12 protein-coding genes are annotated in these 17,464 nt (G+C 73.9%); 3 read left to right on the top strand and 9 right to left on the bottom strand.

Translation table 11 applies throughout. The features are described 5' to 3' along the window. Positions 1-35 precede the first annotated feature (35 nt). The 3 genes from IGA62_RS20860 to IGA62_RS20850 all read right to left on the bottom strand — a co-directional run bounded on the left by IGA62_RS20860 (position 36) and on the right by IGA62_RS20850 (position 2,493). A complete protein-coding gene (locus IGA62_RS20860; RefSeq protein WP_186499977.1) occupies positions 36-419 on the bottom strand; it encodes a VOC family protein in 384 nt (127 codons plus the stop codon). A gap of 173 nt (positions 420-592) precedes the next feature. Continuing rightward, entirely contained in the window at positions 593-1,828 is a 1,236-nt protein-coding gene (locus IGA62_RS20855; protein WP_232624723.1) for a sensor histidine kinase, read from the bottom strand. Continuing rightward, positions 1,825-2,493, bottom strand: a complete 669-nt coding sequence (locus IGA62_RS20850; protein ID WP_145819225.1) for a response regulator transcription factor — start codon at positions 2,491-2,493, stop codon at positions 1,825-1,827. The genes IGA62_RS20855 and IGA62_RS20850 overlap by 4 nt, the downstream gene beginning before the upstream one ends. 135 nt (positions 2,494-2,628) lie before the next feature. Here IGA62_RS20850 and IGA62_RS20845 point away from each other — a divergent pair, with 135 nt between their 5' ends. After that, positions 2,629-3,903 carry a peptidase C39 family protein gene (locus tag IGA62_RS20845; protein WP_145822099.1) on the top strand — a complete coding sequence of 425 codons (1,275 nt, stop codon included), beginning with the start codon at positions 2,629-2,631 and terminating at the stop codon, positions 3,901-3,903. Positions 3,904-3,916: 13 nt separating this feature from the next. Here IGA62_RS20845 and IGA62_RS20840 read toward each other — a convergent pair whose 3' ends face one another. Continuing rightward, complete coding sequence (locus IGA62_RS20840; RefSeq protein ID WP_190289192.1) at positions 3,917-5,209, bottom strand: outer membrane protein assembly factor BamB family protein; 1,293 nt, start codon at positions 5,207-5,209, stop codon at positions 3,917-3,919. A gap of 116 nt (positions 5,210-5,325) precedes the next feature. Here IGA62_RS20840 and IGA62_RS20835 point away from each other — a divergent pair, with 116 nt between their 5' ends. Further along, positions 5,326-7,197 (top strand): hypothetical protein, encoded by a 1,872-nt coding sequence (locus IGA62_RS20835; protein WP_145819227.1) that lies wholly within the window; start codon positions 5,326-5,328, stop codon positions 7,195-7,197. Positions 7,198-7,303: 106 nt separating this feature from the next. Here IGA62_RS20835 and IGA62_RS20830 read toward each other — a convergent pair whose 3' ends face one another. After that, complete coding sequence (locus IGA62_RS20830) at positions 7,304-9,073, bottom strand: glycosyltransferase family protein (protein ID WP_232625115.1); 1,770 nt, start codon at positions 9,071-9,073, stop codon at positions 7,304-7,306. 384 nt (positions 9,074-9,457) lie between these two features. Between IGA62_RS20830 and IGA62_RS20825 the strand changes: the two genes are divergently transcribed. After that, positions 9,458-10,651 (top strand): hypothetical protein, encoded by a 1,194-nt coding sequence (locus IGA62_RS20825; protein ID WP_145819228.1) that lies wholly within the window; start codon positions 9,458-9,460, stop codon positions 10,649-10,651. A 127-nt stretch (positions 10,652-10,778) separates the two neighbouring features. Here the strand turns inward: IGA62_RS20825 and dxs are convergent, their stop codons facing one another. The 4 genes from dxs to IGA62_RS20805 are packed head-to-tail and all read right to left on the bottom strand — an operon-like array spanning position 10,779 to position 17,309. Next, positions 10,779-12,731 carry a 1-deoxy-D-xylulose-5-phosphate synthase gene (gene dxs / locus IGA62_RS20820; protein ID WP_145819229.1) on the bottom strand — a complete coding sequence of 651 codons (1,953 nt, stop codon included), beginning with the start codon at positions 12,729-12,731 and terminating at the stop codon, positions 10,779-10,781. 11 nt (positions 12,732-12,742) lie between these two features. After that, positions 12,743-13,963 carry an anhydro-N-acetylmuramic acid kinase gene (locus IGA62_RS20815; protein WP_280526174.1) on the bottom strand — a complete coding sequence of 407 codons (1,221 nt, stop codon included), beginning with the start codon at positions 13,961-13,963 and terminating at the stop codon, positions 12,743-12,745. Between the two features lie 3 nt (positions 13,964-13,966). Next, a complete protein-coding gene (locus IGA62_RS20810) occupies positions 13,967-15,232 on the bottom strand; it encodes a class I SAM-dependent RNA methyltransferase (RefSeq protein ID WP_377464228.1) in 1,266 nt (421 codons plus the stop codon). Further along, positions 15,225-17,309, bottom strand: coding sequence for an APC family permease (locus tag IGA62_RS20805; protein ID WP_145819231.1), 2,085 nt, complete (start codon positions 17,307-17,309; stop codon positions 15,225-15,227). The genes IGA62_RS20810 and IGA62_RS20805 overlap by 8 nt, the downstream gene beginning before the upstream one ends. Between the last annotated feature and the right edge of the window lie 155 nt (positions 17,310-17,464).

Genomic DNA, 17,464 nt, shown 5'->3' with positions numbered 1-17,464 from the left:
CCTCCCGTGCGGGAGGGGCCCCGTCGCGTTCCGGGTCAGGCCGTCGCGGCCCGCTCGGCGTCACTGCGCAGCACGCAGAACTCGTTGCCCTCGGGATCGGCCAGGACGACCCAGCCGGTGCCGTCCGGGTGGCGTCGGTCGTCCACCTGGGTGGCGCCGACGGCGAGCAGGCGCTCCACCTCGGCGTCCCGGTCCCGGTCGGCCGGCTCCAGGCACAGGTGCACCCGGTTCTTCACGGTCTTGCCCTCCGGCACCTGTACGAAGATCACCATCGGGCCGCCCGGCGGCAGCAGCATCGCCTCCGGGTCGCCGGGGAAGTCGTCAGGCTGGCGGGGGCAGCCGAAGACCTCTGCCCAGAATCCGGCCAGGGCGTAGGTGTCGGCGCAGTCGATGGTGACGCTGCGAACTCCTGAACTCATGGTTCTCCTCGTCGAGGATGGACGCGCCCCGCGGGAGTCGACTGTCAGCGGTGCCGGCGGCGAGGCGCGGGAATGATCATGGTGGACATCGACCGCACCTCCCTTCCTCCTCGGGGCTGACCGGGCGATCATGGCAGGCCCCCGGAACCGGTGCCACCGAATTACCGCAGCCGTCAGTCGGCCTTCACGTCGGCGGCGATGCGGGGCAGCACGCCGGTGGTCACCGCGGCCGAGGCGCTGACCACCGGGGTGACGGCCGCCGCAGGCAGGGTCACGGTCACCTCCAGGCCCCCGCCCGGCTGGGCGATGACCCGGACACTGCCGCCGTGCGCGTCGCAGACCGCCCGGACGATCGAGAGTCCCAGCCCGGAGCCGCGTGCCCCGGTCCGCTCCCGCCCACCACGCCGGAACGGCTCGAACAACCCCGGCACGTCCGCCTGGTCCACCTCGAAGCCGGTGTTGCCGACCACCAGCCAGGTCTCGTGCCCGTCGGAGCCGGTCCGCACCCAGAGCCGGCCGTGCAGGTGGTTGTAGCGCACCGCGTTCTCGATCAGGTTGCCGGCGAGCCGGTCGAGCAGTCCGGGATCGCCGACCACCGGGGCCGGCTCCAGCTCGGTCTCCACCCGCAGCTTGATCCGCTCCACCTCGCGGCGGACCGCCGAGAGGGCGTTGGCGGTGCCGTCGGCCAGGTCGCACTCGCTCTTGCGGCCGAGCCGTCGTCCCGCCTGCGCCTCGCTGCGGGCCAGCACCAGCAGCGCGTCGACCAGGCCGTTGGCCCGTTCCGAGGCGTCCCGCACCACGGTGGCCATCCGGCGGAACTCGGCGACGTCGGCCTCGTCGTCGGAGAGCGTCACGTCGATCTCGGTACGCATCACCGCCAGCGGCGTCCGCAGCTCGTGCGAGGCGTTGGCGACGAACCGCTTCTGCGCCTCGAACGCCCCGGCGATCCGGTCCAGCATCGCGTCGAAGGTCTTGGCCAGCTCGGCCACCTCGTCGTCCGCCCCGGAGTAGCCGATCCGCTGGTCGAGGGTGGCCTCGCCGAGCCGGCGGGCGGTGGAGGTGACCTGGTACAGCGGGCGCAGCGCCCGGCCGGCGACCGCGTACGCGCCGGCCACCGCGACGGCGCTGATCGCCAGCAGGGCCACCAGCCCCTTGGCGAGCAGTTCCCGGGAGGCGGTGTCGACCAGCTGGCGCTGCCACTGCCCGGCGTCCAGGGTCCGGCCGTCGGCGAGCACCACGGTCGTGCCGGGGAGCAGCTCGTCGGTGGGGCGGAGCGCGTCGCGCACCAGCAGCCAGGCCAGCAGGACGAGGATCGCCCCGGCACCGATCAGCAGGATGCCGTTGAGCAGGGTCAACCGCAGCCGCAGGGTGGGGCGCAGCCGGGGGCGGCGGGTGAGGTAGAGGGTCATGACAGGTCTCCGGCCGTCCGGTATCCGGCACCCACCACCGTCTCGATCAGTGGCGGGTCGCCGAGCTTCTTGCGCAGGGTCATCACGGTGACCCGGACGATGGTGGTGAACGGGTCGGTGTTGGCGTCCCAGACCCGTTCCAGCAGTTCCTCGCTGGAGACCACCGCGCCCCGGGCCTTGAGCAGTTCGCAGAGGACGCCGAACTCCTTGTTGGTCAGGTCGACCGGCGACCCACCGCGGGTGACCACCCGCCGGGCCGGATCGAGCACCAGGTCGGCCAGCTCCAGCACCGGCGGCGCGGGCGGCGTGGCCCGCCGGCCGAGCGCCTGGACCCGGGCGACCAGCTCGTCGAAGGCGAACGGCTTCGGCAGGTAGTCGTCGGCCCCGAGCTGGAGCCCCTCCACCCGGTCGGAGACGGTGCCGCTGGCGGTGAGCATCAGCACGCGGGTGAGGGTGCCGGAGGCGGCCAGCTCGGCGCAGATCTGGTCGCCGTGCACGCCGGGCAGGTCACGGTCGAGGATCACCACGTCGTACCGGGTGACGAAGGCCATCTCGTGACCGCTGTCCCCGTCGTACGCGACGTCGACCGCCATGCCCTTGCGGCGCAGTCCCCGCGCGATCGCGTCGGCGAGGTTGCGCTCGTCCTCGACCACCAGTACCCGCATCCCCGGCCTCCTCGCTGCTGCCCACCACAACCTAGTGTCGGCCGCCAAACGCGAGGTGGCCGCGGCCACCCGGACATTGCAAAGAATCTTCGGGTAGGCGATGCTGCACGAAACTCGTCTACGGATCGGACCGTGATGGCCGCAGCGGCGCAGCACCGGGACGTCGTCTACCGGGTCTTCCGGTTCCCGGCGGACCTCGACGACGGCACGGTTCTCGGCGTACGGCCGAACGACGGCGGGCTCGTCCTGGGCGGACCGCCGTCCCGGCTGGAGTACACCGATCCGCACACCGGTGTCCGCACCCGGTACGACGTGGGCCGCTGGGTCTCCCCGCCGGTCCGGGTCGGGTTCGGGGTCCACCAGGTGGTCCCCTCCTGGACCGCCGACGTCCCGGAGGGCTGCTGGGTCCAGGTGGAGGTGTGCGGCTGGGCCGACGACGCCGCGGTCACCGGCTGGTACGTCCTGGCCCGGTGGGCCGCCGACGACGAGGGGATCCGCCGTACCTCCGTGCCGGGGCAGCAGGACCGGCAGGCCGAGGTGGACACCGACACGCTGACCGTGACGGGCGCGCGGGCCACCGGCTGGCAGGTGCGGGTGACCCTGGCCCGCCCGGCGGGCACCGCCGTCGGGCCGACCCTGCGGACGGTCGGCGCGGTCGCCTCCGGCCCCCGCCCGACGACAACAGTCCCGACGCAGGCGCGAGCGGAGGAGACCGGAACGGACGCCGACCGGACCGTACCGGCGCGTACCGGACCGGACGGGACGGAGCGGGACGCGGCGACGGGTGACCCGGCGGCGCGCGGGCGGGTACTGGCGGTGCCGACGTTCTCCCAGCGGCTGCACGCCGGGCACTACCCCCGCTGGGGTGGCGGCGGGGACTCCTGGTGCAGCCCGACCTGCGTCACCATGGTGCTGGTCTACTGGGGTGTCGGCCCCACGCCCGAGGAGTGCGCGTGGGTGGACCCGACCGACCCCCGTCCGGAGGTCGACCACGCCGCCCGGCACTGCTACGACCACGCCTACCGGGGGGCGGGGAACTGGCCCTTCAACACCGCCTACGCCGGCCGCTACGGGATGGACGCCTTCGTCACCCGGCTGCGGTCACTGGCCGAGGCGGAACGGTTCATCGCGGCCGGGGTGCCGCTGGTGGTCTCCGCCGCGTTCCGGACCGGGGACGTGCCCGGCCTCGACTACGACACCAAGGGGCACCTGATCGTGCTCGTCGGCTTCACGTCCGACGGTGACCCGGTGCTCAACGACCCGTACGCGTCGGACGACACCGGGGTGCGCCGCACCGTCGACCGCCAGCGGTTCGAGGCGGCCTGGCAACAGGGCAGCAGCGGGGTGGCGTACGTCATCCGCCCCCCGTCGGTGCCGCTGCCCCCACCGCCCGCGCAGCCCAACTGGTGACCGCAGGCCCCGGTCAGTGGCGCAGCCACCAGAGCCGGAACGAGCCGTCCGCCTGCTGGCACAGCAGCACCTCGGGATGGAAACGGCACTCGCCGTAGGTGCCGGGCAACACGTCCAGGATCCGGGGTCGACCGCGTACGACGTCGAACTCGGCCACCAGCAGTCCCCGGTCCCGGATCTGCCGGGAGGCGACCGGCGGCCGGCCGTCGACCGGGGTCTGCAACCCGCTCCAGGTGCCCAGGTCGGCCAGTTGCCGGCCGGTCGCGGCGTCCAGCACGAAGACCTCCTCCCGGGCCGAACTGACCGACGTGGTCGCCACCAGCCGGTCCCCGACCGGGACGGCCGCCATCCACCGGGGGTCGTGCCACACCGTCCGGCCGGTCGCCCGGTCCAGCAGTCGCACCCCGCCGGTCTGCTGCCAGACGCAGAGCATCGCGCCGCAGCGGCTGACGTACCCCACCGACGGCAGCTCGGCCGTCCAGTGCCGGTCCAGCCGGTCCAGCCCGTACGCGGTCACCGTGGGCGGGTGGTTCCGGACGGCCAGCAGCAGGTCGTCGACCACCTGCCCACCCACGCCGTCGTCCGGGGAGCCGGTGTGGACCGGCGCGGCGGCCAGCACCCGGCCGGAGTCGGCGTCCCGCACCTCGGTCCGTCCCGACGGGAGGGTCCACACCAGCCGGTCGATCCCCCGCTCGGCGAAGCGGTAGTCGACCCGGTCCGGAGTCGTCGACGCCGACCAGCGCACCGCCCCGGTCGCCGGGTCGACCACCCGGACCGACTGGCCGTCCTCCCCGGCCGGAACGGTCAGCAGCACCCGGCCGCCCTCGGTCAGCATCGGCGAGCCGGGCTGACGCCAGCGTTCCCGCCCGGTCGTGGTCTCCAGGGCGACGGTGAACTGGCTGCCCCGTCTGCCTTCGTTGCTGGCCACCAGGAGAACCCCGGCGACGTCGGTCACCGGCCAGATCCTCGGCGTGTCCGGCACCGTCCGCCGCCAGCGGGCACGCAGCGCCGACGACGCGGACCGACCGCTGGCGGGCAGGTCGTAGGCGGCGAGTTCCCGGTCACCTGACGCGCCGACCGACGGGGGACCGACCACCACCAGCTGGTCGCCGACGAGGAACGCCTCGGCTCCGAGCCGGCCGGGCACCGTCACCGAGAACCGTCGGGGCGCCGGTGCCGCCCCGGCCAGGGTGACCAGGACGAGGCCGAGCACCAGCGCGAACCGCCAGCGCCGTGACACCCCGGGCCCCCGCCGCACCGCCGGTTCCGGGTCGTCGCGCACCTCACCCAGATCGATCAGCGCCATCCGCGTCCTCCCCGTGCCCCTCCCGCCAGCACCGGGACTGCCGCGCGCCGGCCGGTGCCCGCGACCGGCACCGGCCCGGCAAAAGCGACACGCCCTCTCGCGTACGATGGCGCGTCGTGGCTGTGCCGGTGGTAGACCCCTCGTTGAAGTCCGCGTCCGCGTCCGCTACGGCCGACCCGCCGGCGGACACCCGGCCGGCGACCGGCCGGTTCGTCCGCGCCGACGTCCTGGCCATCGGAGCCTATGTGCTCCTCGGCGTTCTCGTGTGCCTGAACTACTGGGGGGACGTCGAGAACCGGGTCTCCTCGCACCTGCCCACCGACCACAGCTGGTTCGAGTGGCTCTTCTCGCACGGCGCGCACTCCGTCCGTCACCTGGAGAACCCGCTCTTCTCCGCGCGGCAGAACGCCCCGGACGGGGTGAACATGATGGCGAACACCTCGCTGCTCGGGGTGACCCTGCCGCTGGCCCCGCTGACCCTCCTGCTCGGTCCGCAGGTGGTGTACGCCCTCTACCTGGGCGGCGCGCTGGCGGCCACCGCCGCCACGTCGTACTGGGTGCTCTCGCGTCGGCTGGTCGGTTCCCGGGCGGCAGCGTTCGTCGGCGGCGCGTTCCTCGGGTTCGCGCCGGGCATCGTGCACCACGCCAACGGGCAGCCGAACTTCGTGTCGAACTTCCTGCTGCCGCTGATCGTGGCCCGGGTGCTCCGCCTCGGCGAGCCGGGACGGTGGCGGCGCAACGGTCTGGCGCTGGGCCTGCTGGTCGCGTACCAGATCTTCGTCAACGAGGAGATGCTGCTGCTCACGGCGCTGGCCTGCCTGGTGGTCGTGGCCGCGTACGCGGTGGCGCGCTGGCGGGCGGCGCGGGCCCAGGCCGGCACCTTCCTCGCCGCCCTCGGCGTCGGCGGCGGACTGGCGCTGCTGCTGACCGCGTACCCGATCTGGTTCCAGTTCAACGGTCCGCAGTCCTACCGTGGCCTCCAGGGTGGCGTCTTCCACAGCTGGGGCGAGGATCTGGCCGCCTTCGTCACCTTCGCCCGGGACACCCTGGCCGGGGACCCGGCGGTGGAGAAGACCATCGGGTTGACCGAGCAGAACACCTGGTTCGGCTGGCCGGTGGTGCTCGTCACGCTGGCGGCGATCGTGCTGCTCTGGCGGCGTTCGTTGGCCGCCCGGATCGCGGCGGTGCTGGTGGCGGTCTTCACCGTGGCGTCGCTCGGCCCCCGGATCCGACTCAACGGCGTGGAGACCGAGACCTACGGCCCCTGGCACTACGTCCCGGACGACCTGCCGCTGGTCGAGATGATGATGCCCACCCGGCTGACCCTGGTGGTGACCGGCGCGGTCGACGTCCTGCTCGCGCTGGCCTGGGACGCCGTCGCCCGGAACGGACGACCGGTCGGCTCCGACCTCCCGCCGGCCGCCACCGGAACCGGCGACGGGGCCGCCGAAGCCGGGCCCCGCCGCCGCTGGGTCCGGCCGGTCGGGTACGCCGCGATCGCGCTGGCGGTGCTGCCGCTGGTCCCCCGGCCGCTGCCGGCCCAGCAGATCGACCCGCCGCCGGCCTTCATCACCTCCGGCGCCTGGCGGCCCTACGTGCCGGACGGCCGGACCCTGGTGCCGGTGCCCATCCCGAGCAACGTGCACGGCCTGTCCACGCTGCGCTGGAGCGCGCTGACCCGACACGAGTTCCCGGTGCCCGGCGGCTACTTCATCGGCCCCGGCCCGAACGACGAGGGCATCTTCGGCGCCCCGAACCGCCCGACCAGCACCCTGATCTACTCCACGATGGACAAGGGTGCGGTGCCGGCGCTGACCGACGAGGACCGCCGCCGGGCCGTCGAGGACCTGCGCTTCTGGCGGGCCTCGGTGGTGGTGCTCGGCGCGCATCCCCGGGAGGCGGTGCTGCGCGAGCTGATGACCGGCCTGCTCGGCGAGCCCCGCCGGGTGGACGACGTGTGGCTCTGGGACGTCCGTCCCCTGGTCTGAGCGACCTCCGGTCCACCGCCCGCTCGCCCGGGTGGTTGCAGGGGTCCCCTCCTCGGCACAATGCGGTAGGAAGGGCCCCCTGCAACCACGCGGGTGGACCGGCAGGTCAGTCGGTGCGGGTGGTGATCGGGCGCACGTCCCAGAGCCAGACGTCCTGTTCCCGCCGCGCCGGGCCGACGAGTTGCTCGACCGTCTGCCGCAGCGGCTCGACGTTCTTCTGGTCGACCGGCAACACCACGATCGCCGCCCGCCAGTGGCGCAGCTCGTCCAGGGAACGGCGGCGTTCCCGGTCGGTCAGCTTCGCGGTGCGCCCGGTGGTCGCCACCTGCTGGAGGATCTCGCCCACCCCGCTGGGCCGGCCACCGAACCGGCCCGGGTCACCGGTGTTGCCGTTGCGCGGCGCGAGGAAGTACCCACCGGGAATCTTGAAGTCCAGGTTGGTCGAGGCGGCCCAGCGCATGCCGTGGGTGTTGCCCATGCTCGGGATCGGCACCGGCACCAGGGTCTGCTCCGCCGCGACGTACCGCCGCCACTGGTCGGAGGTGATGAAGTCCGGCACCGGCGGGCGGCTGGTCACCTTCAGTGGCATCGGGGCGATCGGCAGCAGCGCCATGACCAGGCCGGCGCCGACCAGGGTACGGGTGTGCTGGGCCAACGGGCGCGTCGTCCAGGCCCGCTCGACGGCGACGGCCAGCAGCACGCCGATCACCACCGTCGTGATCATCCCGAACCGGGTGGGCACCACCGCGTCCAGCAGCGGCAGGTGGACCAGCCACTCCCACGGGCCGGTGAACAGGTCCCGGTCCCACCAGGAGATCCGCTCCCCCAGCGAGAGCACGGCGTAGAAGGCGCCGGTGACCGCGAGCGCCCGCACGACGACCTCCCGACGCAGCCACAGCACGATGCCGATGGTGATCAGCACCAGGCTCCACCCGAAGAAGGCGTTCTCCTCCGAGTAGTTGGGGGCCAGGTTGGCGTTGGCCCGCTCGTTACCGCCGAGGGTCGGCGAGCCCGGTGTGACGAACGCCGCGATGTCGTTGCCGTAGTCGCGGACCGCGTCGCTGAGCCCGTGGTACGCCATCGGGCCACCGAACTGGATGTAGAGCGGGTACGCCAGCAGCGCCCCGGCCACCACGGTGCAGACCCCGAGCGCGACCGCCATCGGCCGCCAGGCGGACGACCAGAGGTCCCGCCGCTGGGCCAGCACGGCGAGCAGGAAGATGCCGCAGGCCATCGCGGTGAAGAGCAGGATCTCCTCGTTGATGAAGGCCTGCCAGGTGACCAGCAGCGCCAGGATCACCCCGTCCCGCACCGGCCGCCGGGAACGGGTGATGACCAGCACCCGCCAGACGATGAACGGCAGCAGCCACTGCGAGATGATGTTGGGGTGCCAGTTGGCGTGCGAGAGCATGGCCGGTGAGAACCCGCAGAACCAGCCGCCGACCAGGGCCGCCAGTGGGGTCCGTACGACGTGCCGGGAGAGCACGAAGTACCAGGTCGAGGCGGTGCCGGCCAGGGCGAGGGTGACCAGCACCACGAAGGTCACCGCCGGGCCGAAGAGCAGCGTGATCGGCACCATCGGAATGCCGAGCGCCAGGATGGCCGTGTTGGCCATCAGGTTGACCCCGTCGGGGTAGTTGAACTGTTCGGTGTAGAACGGGAACTCGCCGTGCAGCACCACCCGCACCGAGTGGGCGAGGAAGAACTGCACCTGGGCCGGGTCGCTGCTGTAGAGCGAGGCCACCCGGCCGGCCGGGTCGACCCAGATCTGGCTGGTCACCCAGATCGCGGCGAGCAGGAAGAAGCCGAAGACGCCGAGGTCCCGCCGCCAGGTGGGCCAACGTCGCCGCCGGTCGGCGGTGGTGGTCCCCGCCAGGGCACCGGGGGCGTCCGTCTCGTCGGCTTCCGCCCGGACGACCGTCGGCTCCTCGTCGGCCGTGGTCCCGTCCACCGGTCCCCCGTCGAGCGTCCGCGCGTCGACGGAGCGGGCGGCGACCCGCCCGGTCACCGCTGTCGGCTCGCTTCCCGGGCCGGTGGTGGCGGATTCCAGCGTGGATACCCCACGGGGCACGGCAGGCGTCACAGTCGGCGGAGTCTACCGGAGCTGAGAAAAGCCACGAAAACGCCGGCGACGCCCGGGTCGGACGCCACAGTGCCCGTGTCCCGCGCACGCCCAGCGGCCCGAGGCGCCGGCCGGGGACCTCCGGACATCTCGTAGCATGTGGCTTCCGGACCGGGCAGAACGATCGGGGGCGTACACGTGGCTTCAGTCCGCTGGCGCGGGAGGACGGCCACGGCGCTGCTGGCCCTGGCCCTGACGGCGACCGGCTGCGGGCCGGTCGCCCAGCGGCAGCAGGCCCGGCTTCCGGTCGGCTACGACTCCCTCGACGGTGCCCTGGCGGTGTGGCCGGCGCGGGGCGGTCTGGCCGCCGACGCCGACGCGACGGCCGCGCTGACCGAGGCGGTCCGCGGCTGGCGCTCACCGGTCGACGACCGGGTCCACCTGCCCACCTCGGGCATCCTCTGGTCCGGCGAGGTCGGCGGGACGCGGCTGGCGCTGGTCGCCGCCGACGTGCCCGGGGAGAGTGCCTCCTGGCTGCTCCAGCTCACCGGCGACGGGTCGCGGTACACGGTCACCCGGGCCGTCGACTACACCGACCGGGGCTACCTGGTCTACGCCGACGTGCTGCCGGTGCAGCTCGGTGCCGAGCGCCGCTATCTCACCTCCGCCCGCGTGGAGCGCCTGCTCGGGCCGGACGGGCGGCCACTGGCCGTCACCGACGGTCTGACCGGGCCGGTCGCCGTCCCGGCCTGCGCGGCCGTGCCACTGACCGCCACCCTGCGGGCCACCGAGTCGCTGCCGCGCGGCCGGGCCGCGGACCGCCTGATCGACCTGGGTACGGCCACCGAACCGCCCCGCTACCCGCTGGTGCGCGACGAGTCCGGTGCCGGCCAGCGGGCCCTGCACGGGTTGGACACGTGCCAGCTCGCCGGGGAGGACGGCCCGTTCGTCAGCGTCCCCCGTCGGGTGCGCGACCGGGAGACCCCCGAGTCGGTCCCGCGCTCCTGGCCGATGGAGCAGGTCACCACCCGGGTGCTGGGCGAGATCACCCTCGACGGTGGCGCGTCGGCCGAGTTGAAGCAGCTCAGTTGGGAGAGCGAGGCGGGACCGATGACGGCCCTGGTGCACCGCTCCCCCGGCGGGGGCCCGACCGTGGTCTCCTCCGCCGACCGGACCAGCACCCTCCAGACGTACGTGCTGCCGGTGCCGGGACAGCCGCTGGTGGTCCTGAGCTGGCGGGCCAGCCGGACGACCTCCCTGTCCACCCCGCCGGGCACCCGACGGCTGGTGGACCGCCCCGGTCTGGTGGTCGTGCCGCAACCGGAGTCCAACCAGACCTTCAGCCTGGCCAACGCCGAACGCACCTACTACCGCTCGGTCAGCGGGCGCTGACCCGCTGCGGGCACCGGCGGGTGCCCGCGTCCCCGCCGGTCCCGGGCCCACCCGTCCGCCCCGGCCGTCGGCCAGGTAGCCGGACGGCCGGCGACCCGCGTGGGGTGCCGGCCGTCCGGAGGGTGGGTCAGTTCTGTGCCGCGGGTTTGCCGGCGGCGAGTCGGACCGGCTCGACCGGCTCGGAGTCCAGGCCGGAGATCCAGCCGGTCACGTCGCGGGCCACGTCCTGCGCGGTCAGGCCCAGGTCGGCGAGAATCTGCGCCCGGGTGCCGTGCGGGTGCCAGTCGGCCGGTACGCCGAGGTCGCGCAGCGGGACCCGGACGTCGGCGTCGCGCATCGCCTGGGCCAGCGCGTTGCCGACCCCGCCGGTGCGGACGCCGTCCTCGACGGTGACCACGAGCCGGTGTGCGGCGGCCAGCTCGACCAGTTCCGCCGGGACCGGCCGCACCCAGCGCGGGTCGACCACGGTGACCCCGTAGCCCTGCTCGGCCAGCCGGGTGGCGACCTCCATGCCGAGCTGGCCGAAGGAGCCGACCGCGACCAGCAGCACGTCGGTACGGGCCGACTCGGCCAGCACGTCCACCGGGCCGACCCGGCGTACGGCCGGCAGGTCGGCGGCGACCGTACCGGTCGGGAAGCGGACGATGGTCGGGCCGTCGTCGACGGCGACCGCCTCGCGCAGCTCCTCGCGCAGCGTGGCGGCGTCCCGGGGGGCGGCGATCCGCAGGCCCGGCACCACCCCGAACACGGACATGTCCCACAGTCCGTAGTGGCTCGGCCCGTCCGGACCGGTGATCCCGGCCCGGTCCAGCACGAAGGTCACCGGCAGCCGGTGCATCGCCACGTCGAGGAGGACCTGGTCGAAGGCCCGGTTGAGGAAGGTCGCGTAGACCGCCACCACCGGGTGCAGCCCGCCGAGCGCCAGCCCGGCCGCCGAGGTGGCTGCGTGCTGCTCGGCGATGCCCACGTCGTACACCCGGTCGGGGTACTTGCGGGCCAGCTTGGCGATGCCGGTGGGCTCGGCCATCGCGGCGGTGATGCCCACCACGTCGGGCCGCTCGTCGGCGATCGCGACCAGTTCGTCGGCGAAGACGTTCGTCCACTTCACCGCCGGCGCGGCGACCAGCTTGCCGGTCGCCACGTCGAAGGCGCCGGGACCGTGGAAGCAGTCCGCCTCGTCCTCCTCGGCGGGGCGGTAGCCGTAGCCCTTGCGGGTCACCGCGTGCACGATCACCGGACCGCCGAAGTTCTTCGCCGCCCGCAGCGCCGACTCGACCGCCTCCCGGTCGTGCCCGTCCACCGGGCCGACGTACTTGATGCCGAGGTCCTCGAACATCGCCTGCGGGGCGACCGCGTCCTTGATGCCCTTCTTGACCGCGTGCAGCACCTCGTACATCGGCCGGCCGACCAGGGGGGTCGAGCCGAGGGCGTCCTTGACGGTGTCCAGGATCTTCTCGTAGCCGGGGTTGAGCCGCAGCGACGAGAGGTGGTCGGCGAGCCCACCGATGGTCGGCGCGTACGAGCGGCCGTTGTCGTTGACCACGATCACCAGCGGGTTGCCGGCGGTGGCGATGTTGTTCAGCGCCTCCCAGCACATGCCGCCGGTCAGCGCGCCGTCGCCGACCACGGCGACCACACTGCGCTGCTCGCCGCGCAGGGCGTACGCCTTGGCCAGGCCGTCGGCGTAGGAGAGCGCGGTGGAGGCGTGCGAGTTCTCGATCAGGTCGTGCTCGCTCTCGGCCTGGCTCGGGTAGCCGGAGAGGCCGCCACGCTGGCGCAGCCGGTCGAAGCCGGCCTGCCGGCCGGTCAGGATCTTGTGTACGTACGCCTGGTGGCCGGTGTCGAACAGGAGCCGGTCGCGCGGGGAGTCGAAGACCCGGTGCATGGCGACGGTCAGCTCCACCACGCCGAGGTTGGGGCCGATGTGCCCACCGGTGCGGGACACCTTGGCGATCAGGAAGTCCCGGATCTCGGCGGCGAGGATGTCCAGTTCCTCGGCGGACATCCGCTTGACGTCCTGCGGACCGCGCACCGTGGCCAGTAGCCGGCCGTGGTTGGCCGTGTCCTCTTCAACACTCATAGGCGATGAGTCTATCGGCCGTCGCGCAACCCGCAGTCCGGGCCGGAACTCGCCCCGGACCGGCCGTCGACCACCCGCAGCCGTCGCGGGGCACCGGTGGCGACGCCGGCACGGGGCGGCCCGGCGGGGGTCCACGCGCCGAGCACCGCGGCCCGCCGCGCCCCGGTGACCGAGGGCACCGCCCCCGGCAGGCCGTGCCAGGAGAGCCAGCCCAGCAGGGCGAACGCGTACGCCTCCTTGGCCTGCGCCGGCACCCCCAGCTCGTCGGTGGTACGCAGCCGCCAGCGCCCCTCGCCGAGAGCGGCCAGCCGGTGCAGCAGGGTGGGGTTGCGCACCCCGCCGCCGGCCGCGACCACCTCGACCACCCGGTGCCGGTCGCACGCGGCGGCCACCGTCCGGGCGGTCAGCTCGGTCAGCGTGGCGAACACGTCGTCGACGGCCACCGGCCCGTCCAGCGCGGCGAGCCGGTCGGCCAGGTAGCCGGCGTGGAAGAGCTCCTTCCCGGTCGACTTCGGCGGCGGCGCGGCGTAGTAGGGCTCGGCGAGCAGCGACGCCAGCAGGGCCGGGTGCACCCGACCGGCGGCGGCCCGCGCGCCGCCTGCGTCGCAGGTCGCGTCGAGGAACCGGCGGGCCGCCGCGTCGAGCAGCGCGTTCGCCGGCCCGATGTCGTACCCGACCGGGGGCGCGTCGGGCGCGACCACGGTGAGGTTGGCGATGCCGCCGAGGTTCAGCGCCGCCCGGGGCGCGGTGGCGTCCGGGTCGGCGAGCAGCAGCGCGTCGAAGGCCGGTACCAGGGGCGCGCCCTGCCCACCGGCGACGACGTCCGCGCTGCGCAGGTCGCTGAGCACCGGTACGCCCACCCGGGCGGCCACCCGGGCCGGACTGCCGAGTTGCAGGGTGCCCCGGGCCCGCCCCGCCTCCACCCAGTGGAAGACCGTCTGCCCGGGTGAGACGACCAGGTCGGCCCGGCCACCGGCCAGCTCCACCCCGACCGCCGCCGCCTCGGCGAACACCTCGCCGAGCCGGTTGTCCAGCCGGCAGACCGCCTCGACGGTGGTCGGGTTCGGTGGCAGCGCCGCCCCGATCGCGGCGCGCAGGTCGTCGTCGTAGTCGATCCCCCGGTGGCCGAGCGGGCGCAGCAGCAGCGTCTCCCCCTCGACGGCGAACTCGGCGGCGGCCACGTCCACCCCGTCGTAGGAGGTGCCCGACATCAGGCCCACGATCCGTACCACGGCTCAGCCCTCCCGGGCCGGGGGCAGCAGCAGCCCCACCAGCTCGACGTGCTGGGTCATCGGGAACAGGTCGAACCCGCGCAGGGCGGCCAGCCGCCACCCGGCGGCGGTGAAGGTGCGTACGTCCCGGGCGAAGGCGGCCGGGTCGCAGGCCACGTACGCCACCGCCCGCGGCGCGGCGGCGACCAGGCCACGGACCACCTGGGCCCCCGCGCCGGCCCGGGGCGGGTCGAGTACCACCACGTCGACCGGGCCGGTGATCCGCCGACGGGCCAGGGCCGTCTCGACCCGGGCCGCCACCACCTCCACCCGCTCGGTGTCGGCCAGGTTCTCCCGGGCGGCCCGGACGCCGTCGGCGGCCGCCTCGACCAGGGTCACCCGGCCGGTCGGGCCGACCCGGTCGGCGAGCGCGGCGGCGAAGAGGCCGGCCCCGCCGTAGAGGTCCCAGGCGGACTCCCCGGCCCGTGGTTCGAGCAGCTCCAGCACCGCCGCGACCAGGGTGTCCGCCGCGGCCGGGTGGACCTGCCAGAAGCTGCCGGCCGGTAGTGCCCAGTCCCGGCCGGCGGCCACCTCGCGGACCGTCGCCGGCCCGCGCACCGGCGTGCCGACCCCCTCGGTGACCGCGGTGACGGTGACGTCCCCGCCGGTGGAGGCGACCACCTCCACCGCCTCGGCCTCCGGCCAGCGGGTGCCGTCGGCCGCCAGCACCCTCGTCTCCTGGACGGCCGGGTGGGCGATCAGGCAGCGGTCGACCGGGACGACCTCGTGCGAGCGGTGCTTGAGCAGCCCGGCCCGGCCGGCCGCGTCGACCGCGTACCGGACCCGGGAACGCCAGCCCAGCGGTCCGCCGGGCAACGCCGCGACCTGCGGGTCGAGCGCGTCCACCTCCGCGTCGGTCAGGCCACCGAGCCGGGTGAGCTGCTCGCGCACCACCGACGCCTTCCAGTCGCGCTGCGCCTCCGGCGCGACGTGCTGGAGGTCGCAGCCCCCGCAGCGCCCCGGCCCCGCGTACGGGCAGGGCGGTTCGACCCGCTGCGGCGCGGCCGCCAGGACGGTCACCGCGTCGGCCCGGAGGAAGCCCCGGTGCACCTCGGTGACCTCGGCGACGACCCGCTCGCCGGGAAGCGCGTGCCGGACGAAGACCACCTGCCCGTCGAGCCTCGCCACGCAGTGCCCGCCCGGGGCGACCGCCCCGACGGTCACCTCGATCCGCTCGGCCTCCTCCGGTCCCATCCGTGCCCCCTCCACCTCGACGTCGACGTCACTCATCGCCGGCCTCCCGGTCCCTGGCGGAGCCGCCCTCGCCGGGAGCCGCCACGGTCACCGGCGGGACGGTCGGCGGCAGCGTGCTGCGCGGGGCCACCCGGGGCCCCCGGGCCGGGCCCCGGGTGAGCGTCTCGTCGAACCGGGTCAGGTCCTTGCCCCGGGACGAGGCGAGCTGCCAGGGCACGCTGGTCACCATCACCCCGGGCTCGAAGAGCAGCCGGGTCTTGAGCCGCAGCGCACTCTGGTTGTGCAGCAGGTTCTCCCACCAGCGCCCGACCACGTACTCGGGGATGAAGACGGTGACCACGTCCCGGGGCGACTCCCGGCGGGTGGACGCGACGAAGTTGAGGATCGGCCGGGTGATCTCCCGGTACGGCGAGTCGATCACCGTGAGCGGCACCGGCACCGCCCGCCGTTCCCACTCGGACTGGAGGGCGCGGGTGTCCTTGTCGTCCACGTTCACCGTCACCGCGGTCAGCGAGTCCGGGCGGGTGGCCTGCGCGTACGCGACCGCCCGCAGGGTCGGCTGGTGCAGCTTGCTGACCAGCACGATCGCGTGGTTGCGGGCCGGCAGCACGGGCCGGCCGTCGTCCGGGGTCAGTTCGACGGCGACCCGGTCGTAGTGCCGTCGGATGGCGACCATCAGCCCGTAGATCACCCCCATCGCGGCGATGGCGATCCAGGCGCCGAGGAGGAACTTGGTGATCAGCACGATGACCAGCACGATGCCGGTCAGCACCATGCCGAAGCTGTTGATCGCCCGGGAGCGGAGCATCCGGCGGCGGGCCTGCGGGTCCCGCTCGGTGCGCAGCATCCGGTTCCAGTGCCGGATCATGCCGGCCTGGGAGAGGGTGAAGGAGACGAACACCCCGACGATGTAGAGCTGGATGAGCTTCGTCACCTCGGCCTGGAACCCGGCGATCAGCACGATCGCGAAGGCGGCCAGGAAGAGGATGCCGTTGGAGAAGGCCAGCCGGTCGCCCCGGGTGTGCAGCTGCCGGGGCAGGAAGCGGTCCTGGGCCAGGATCGAGCCGAGCACCGGGAAGCCGTTGAAGGCGGTGTTCGCGGCCAGGAAGAGGATCAGCGCGGTGGCGCCGACCACCACGAAGAGCAGCACCGAGCCGGAGCCGAAGATGGTCTCGCCGAGCTGGGCGGTGACGGTCTTCTGGACGTACCCCTGGGGGCCGGACACGATCTGGTGGTCCGGGTCCTCGACGAACTGGAGGCCGGTCAGCCGGGCCAGCCAGACGATGCCGACCAGCATGGTGACCGCGACCGTGCCGAGCAGCAGCAGGGTGGTGGCCGCGTTGCGGCTCTTCGGCTGCTTGAACGCCGGCACCCCGTTGGAGATCGCCTCCACACCGGTCAGCGCCGCGCAGCCGGAGGAGAAGCTGCGCAGCAGCAGGAACGCCATGGCCCACCCGGTCGTGTCGCTCCACTCGGCGACGATCTCCAGGTCGGCGCTGGGGGCGCGCAGGTCGTGCCCGAGCACGAAGACCCGGACCAGGCCGGTGAGGATCATGCCGACGACCACGATGATGAAGCCGTAGGTGGGGATGGCGAAGGCCGTCCCCGACTCGCGCAGGCCACGCAGGTTGATCGCGGTGAGCACCACCACCGCGGTCACCGCGACCAGCACCTTGTGGGTGGCGACGAACGGGATGACCGAGCCCAGGTTGGCCACCCCGGAGGAGACCGACACCGCGACGGTCAGCACGTAGTCGACCAGCAGCGCGCTGGCCACCCCGATGCCGAACCGGGGGCCGAGGTTGACCGTGGCCACCTCGTAGTCGCCGCCGCCGGAGGGGTAGGCGTGCACGTTCTGCCGGTAGCTGGCCACCACGGTGAGCATCACCACGACCACCGCGAGCGCGATCCACGGGGAGAACAGGTACGCCGACGCGCCCGCGATGGAGAGGGTCAGCAGGATCTCGTCGGGGGCGTAGGCGACGCTGGAGAGGGCGTCCGAGGCGAAGACCGGCAGGGCGATGCGCTTGGGCAACAGGGTGTGCTGGAGCCGGTCGGACCGGAACGGACGACCGACGAGGAGTCGCTTCAGCAGCGAGGTGGGACTGGCCACAACCGGTAAGCGTACGACCAGCACAGGCCGACGGCCCGGGGGTGGCCGGTCGCCACCCGCGACACGGCCGGGTACCGTCTCCTCCGCGTCGCGGCCGGGAACATGGCAGGCTCACAGACGACGATGCCCTTCGACGGGCGGGTGCGCACCTTCGG

Source organism: Micromonospora sagamiensis, from assembly GCF_014680085.1.
GTDB lineage: Bacteria > Actinomycetota > Actinomycetes > Mycobacteriales > Micromonosporaceae > Micromonospora > Micromonospora inyonensis.
The sequence above is the reverse complement of the archived record's forward strand: the minus strand, read 5'-3'. Positions and strand labels throughout refer to the sequence as shown.

Excerpts from the sequence above, each read along its gene's own strand:
- dxs (WP_145819229.1), bottom strand. The coding sequence starts at position 12,731 with ATGAGTGTTGAAGAGGACACGGCCAACCACGGCCGGCTACTGGCCACG.
- IGA62_RS20850 (WP_145819225.1), bottom strand. The coding sequence starts at position 2,493 with ATGCGGGTACTGGTGGTCGAGGACGAGCGCAACCTCGCCGACGCGATC.
- IGA62_RS20860 (WP_186499977.1), bottom strand. The coding sequence starts at position 419 with ATGAGTTCAGGAGTTCGCAGCGTCACCATCGACTGCGCCGACACCTAC.
- IGA62_RS20810 (WP_377464228.1), bottom strand. The coding sequence starts at position 15,232 with ATGAGTGACGTCGACGTCGAGGTGGAGGGGGCACGGATGGGACCGGAG.
- IGA62_RS20845 (WP_145822099.1), top strand. The coding sequence starts at position 2,629 with ATGGCCGCAGCGGCGCAGCACCGGGACGTCGTCTACCGGGTCTTCCGG.
- IGA62_RS20855 (WP_232624723.1), bottom strand. The coding sequence starts at position 1,828 with ATGACCCTCTACCTCACCCGCCGCCCCCGGCTGCGCCCCACCCTGCGG.
- IGA62_RS20840 (WP_190289192.1), bottom strand. The coding sequence starts at position 5,209 with ATGGCGCTGATCGATCTGGGTGAGGTGCGCGACGACCCGGAACCGGCG.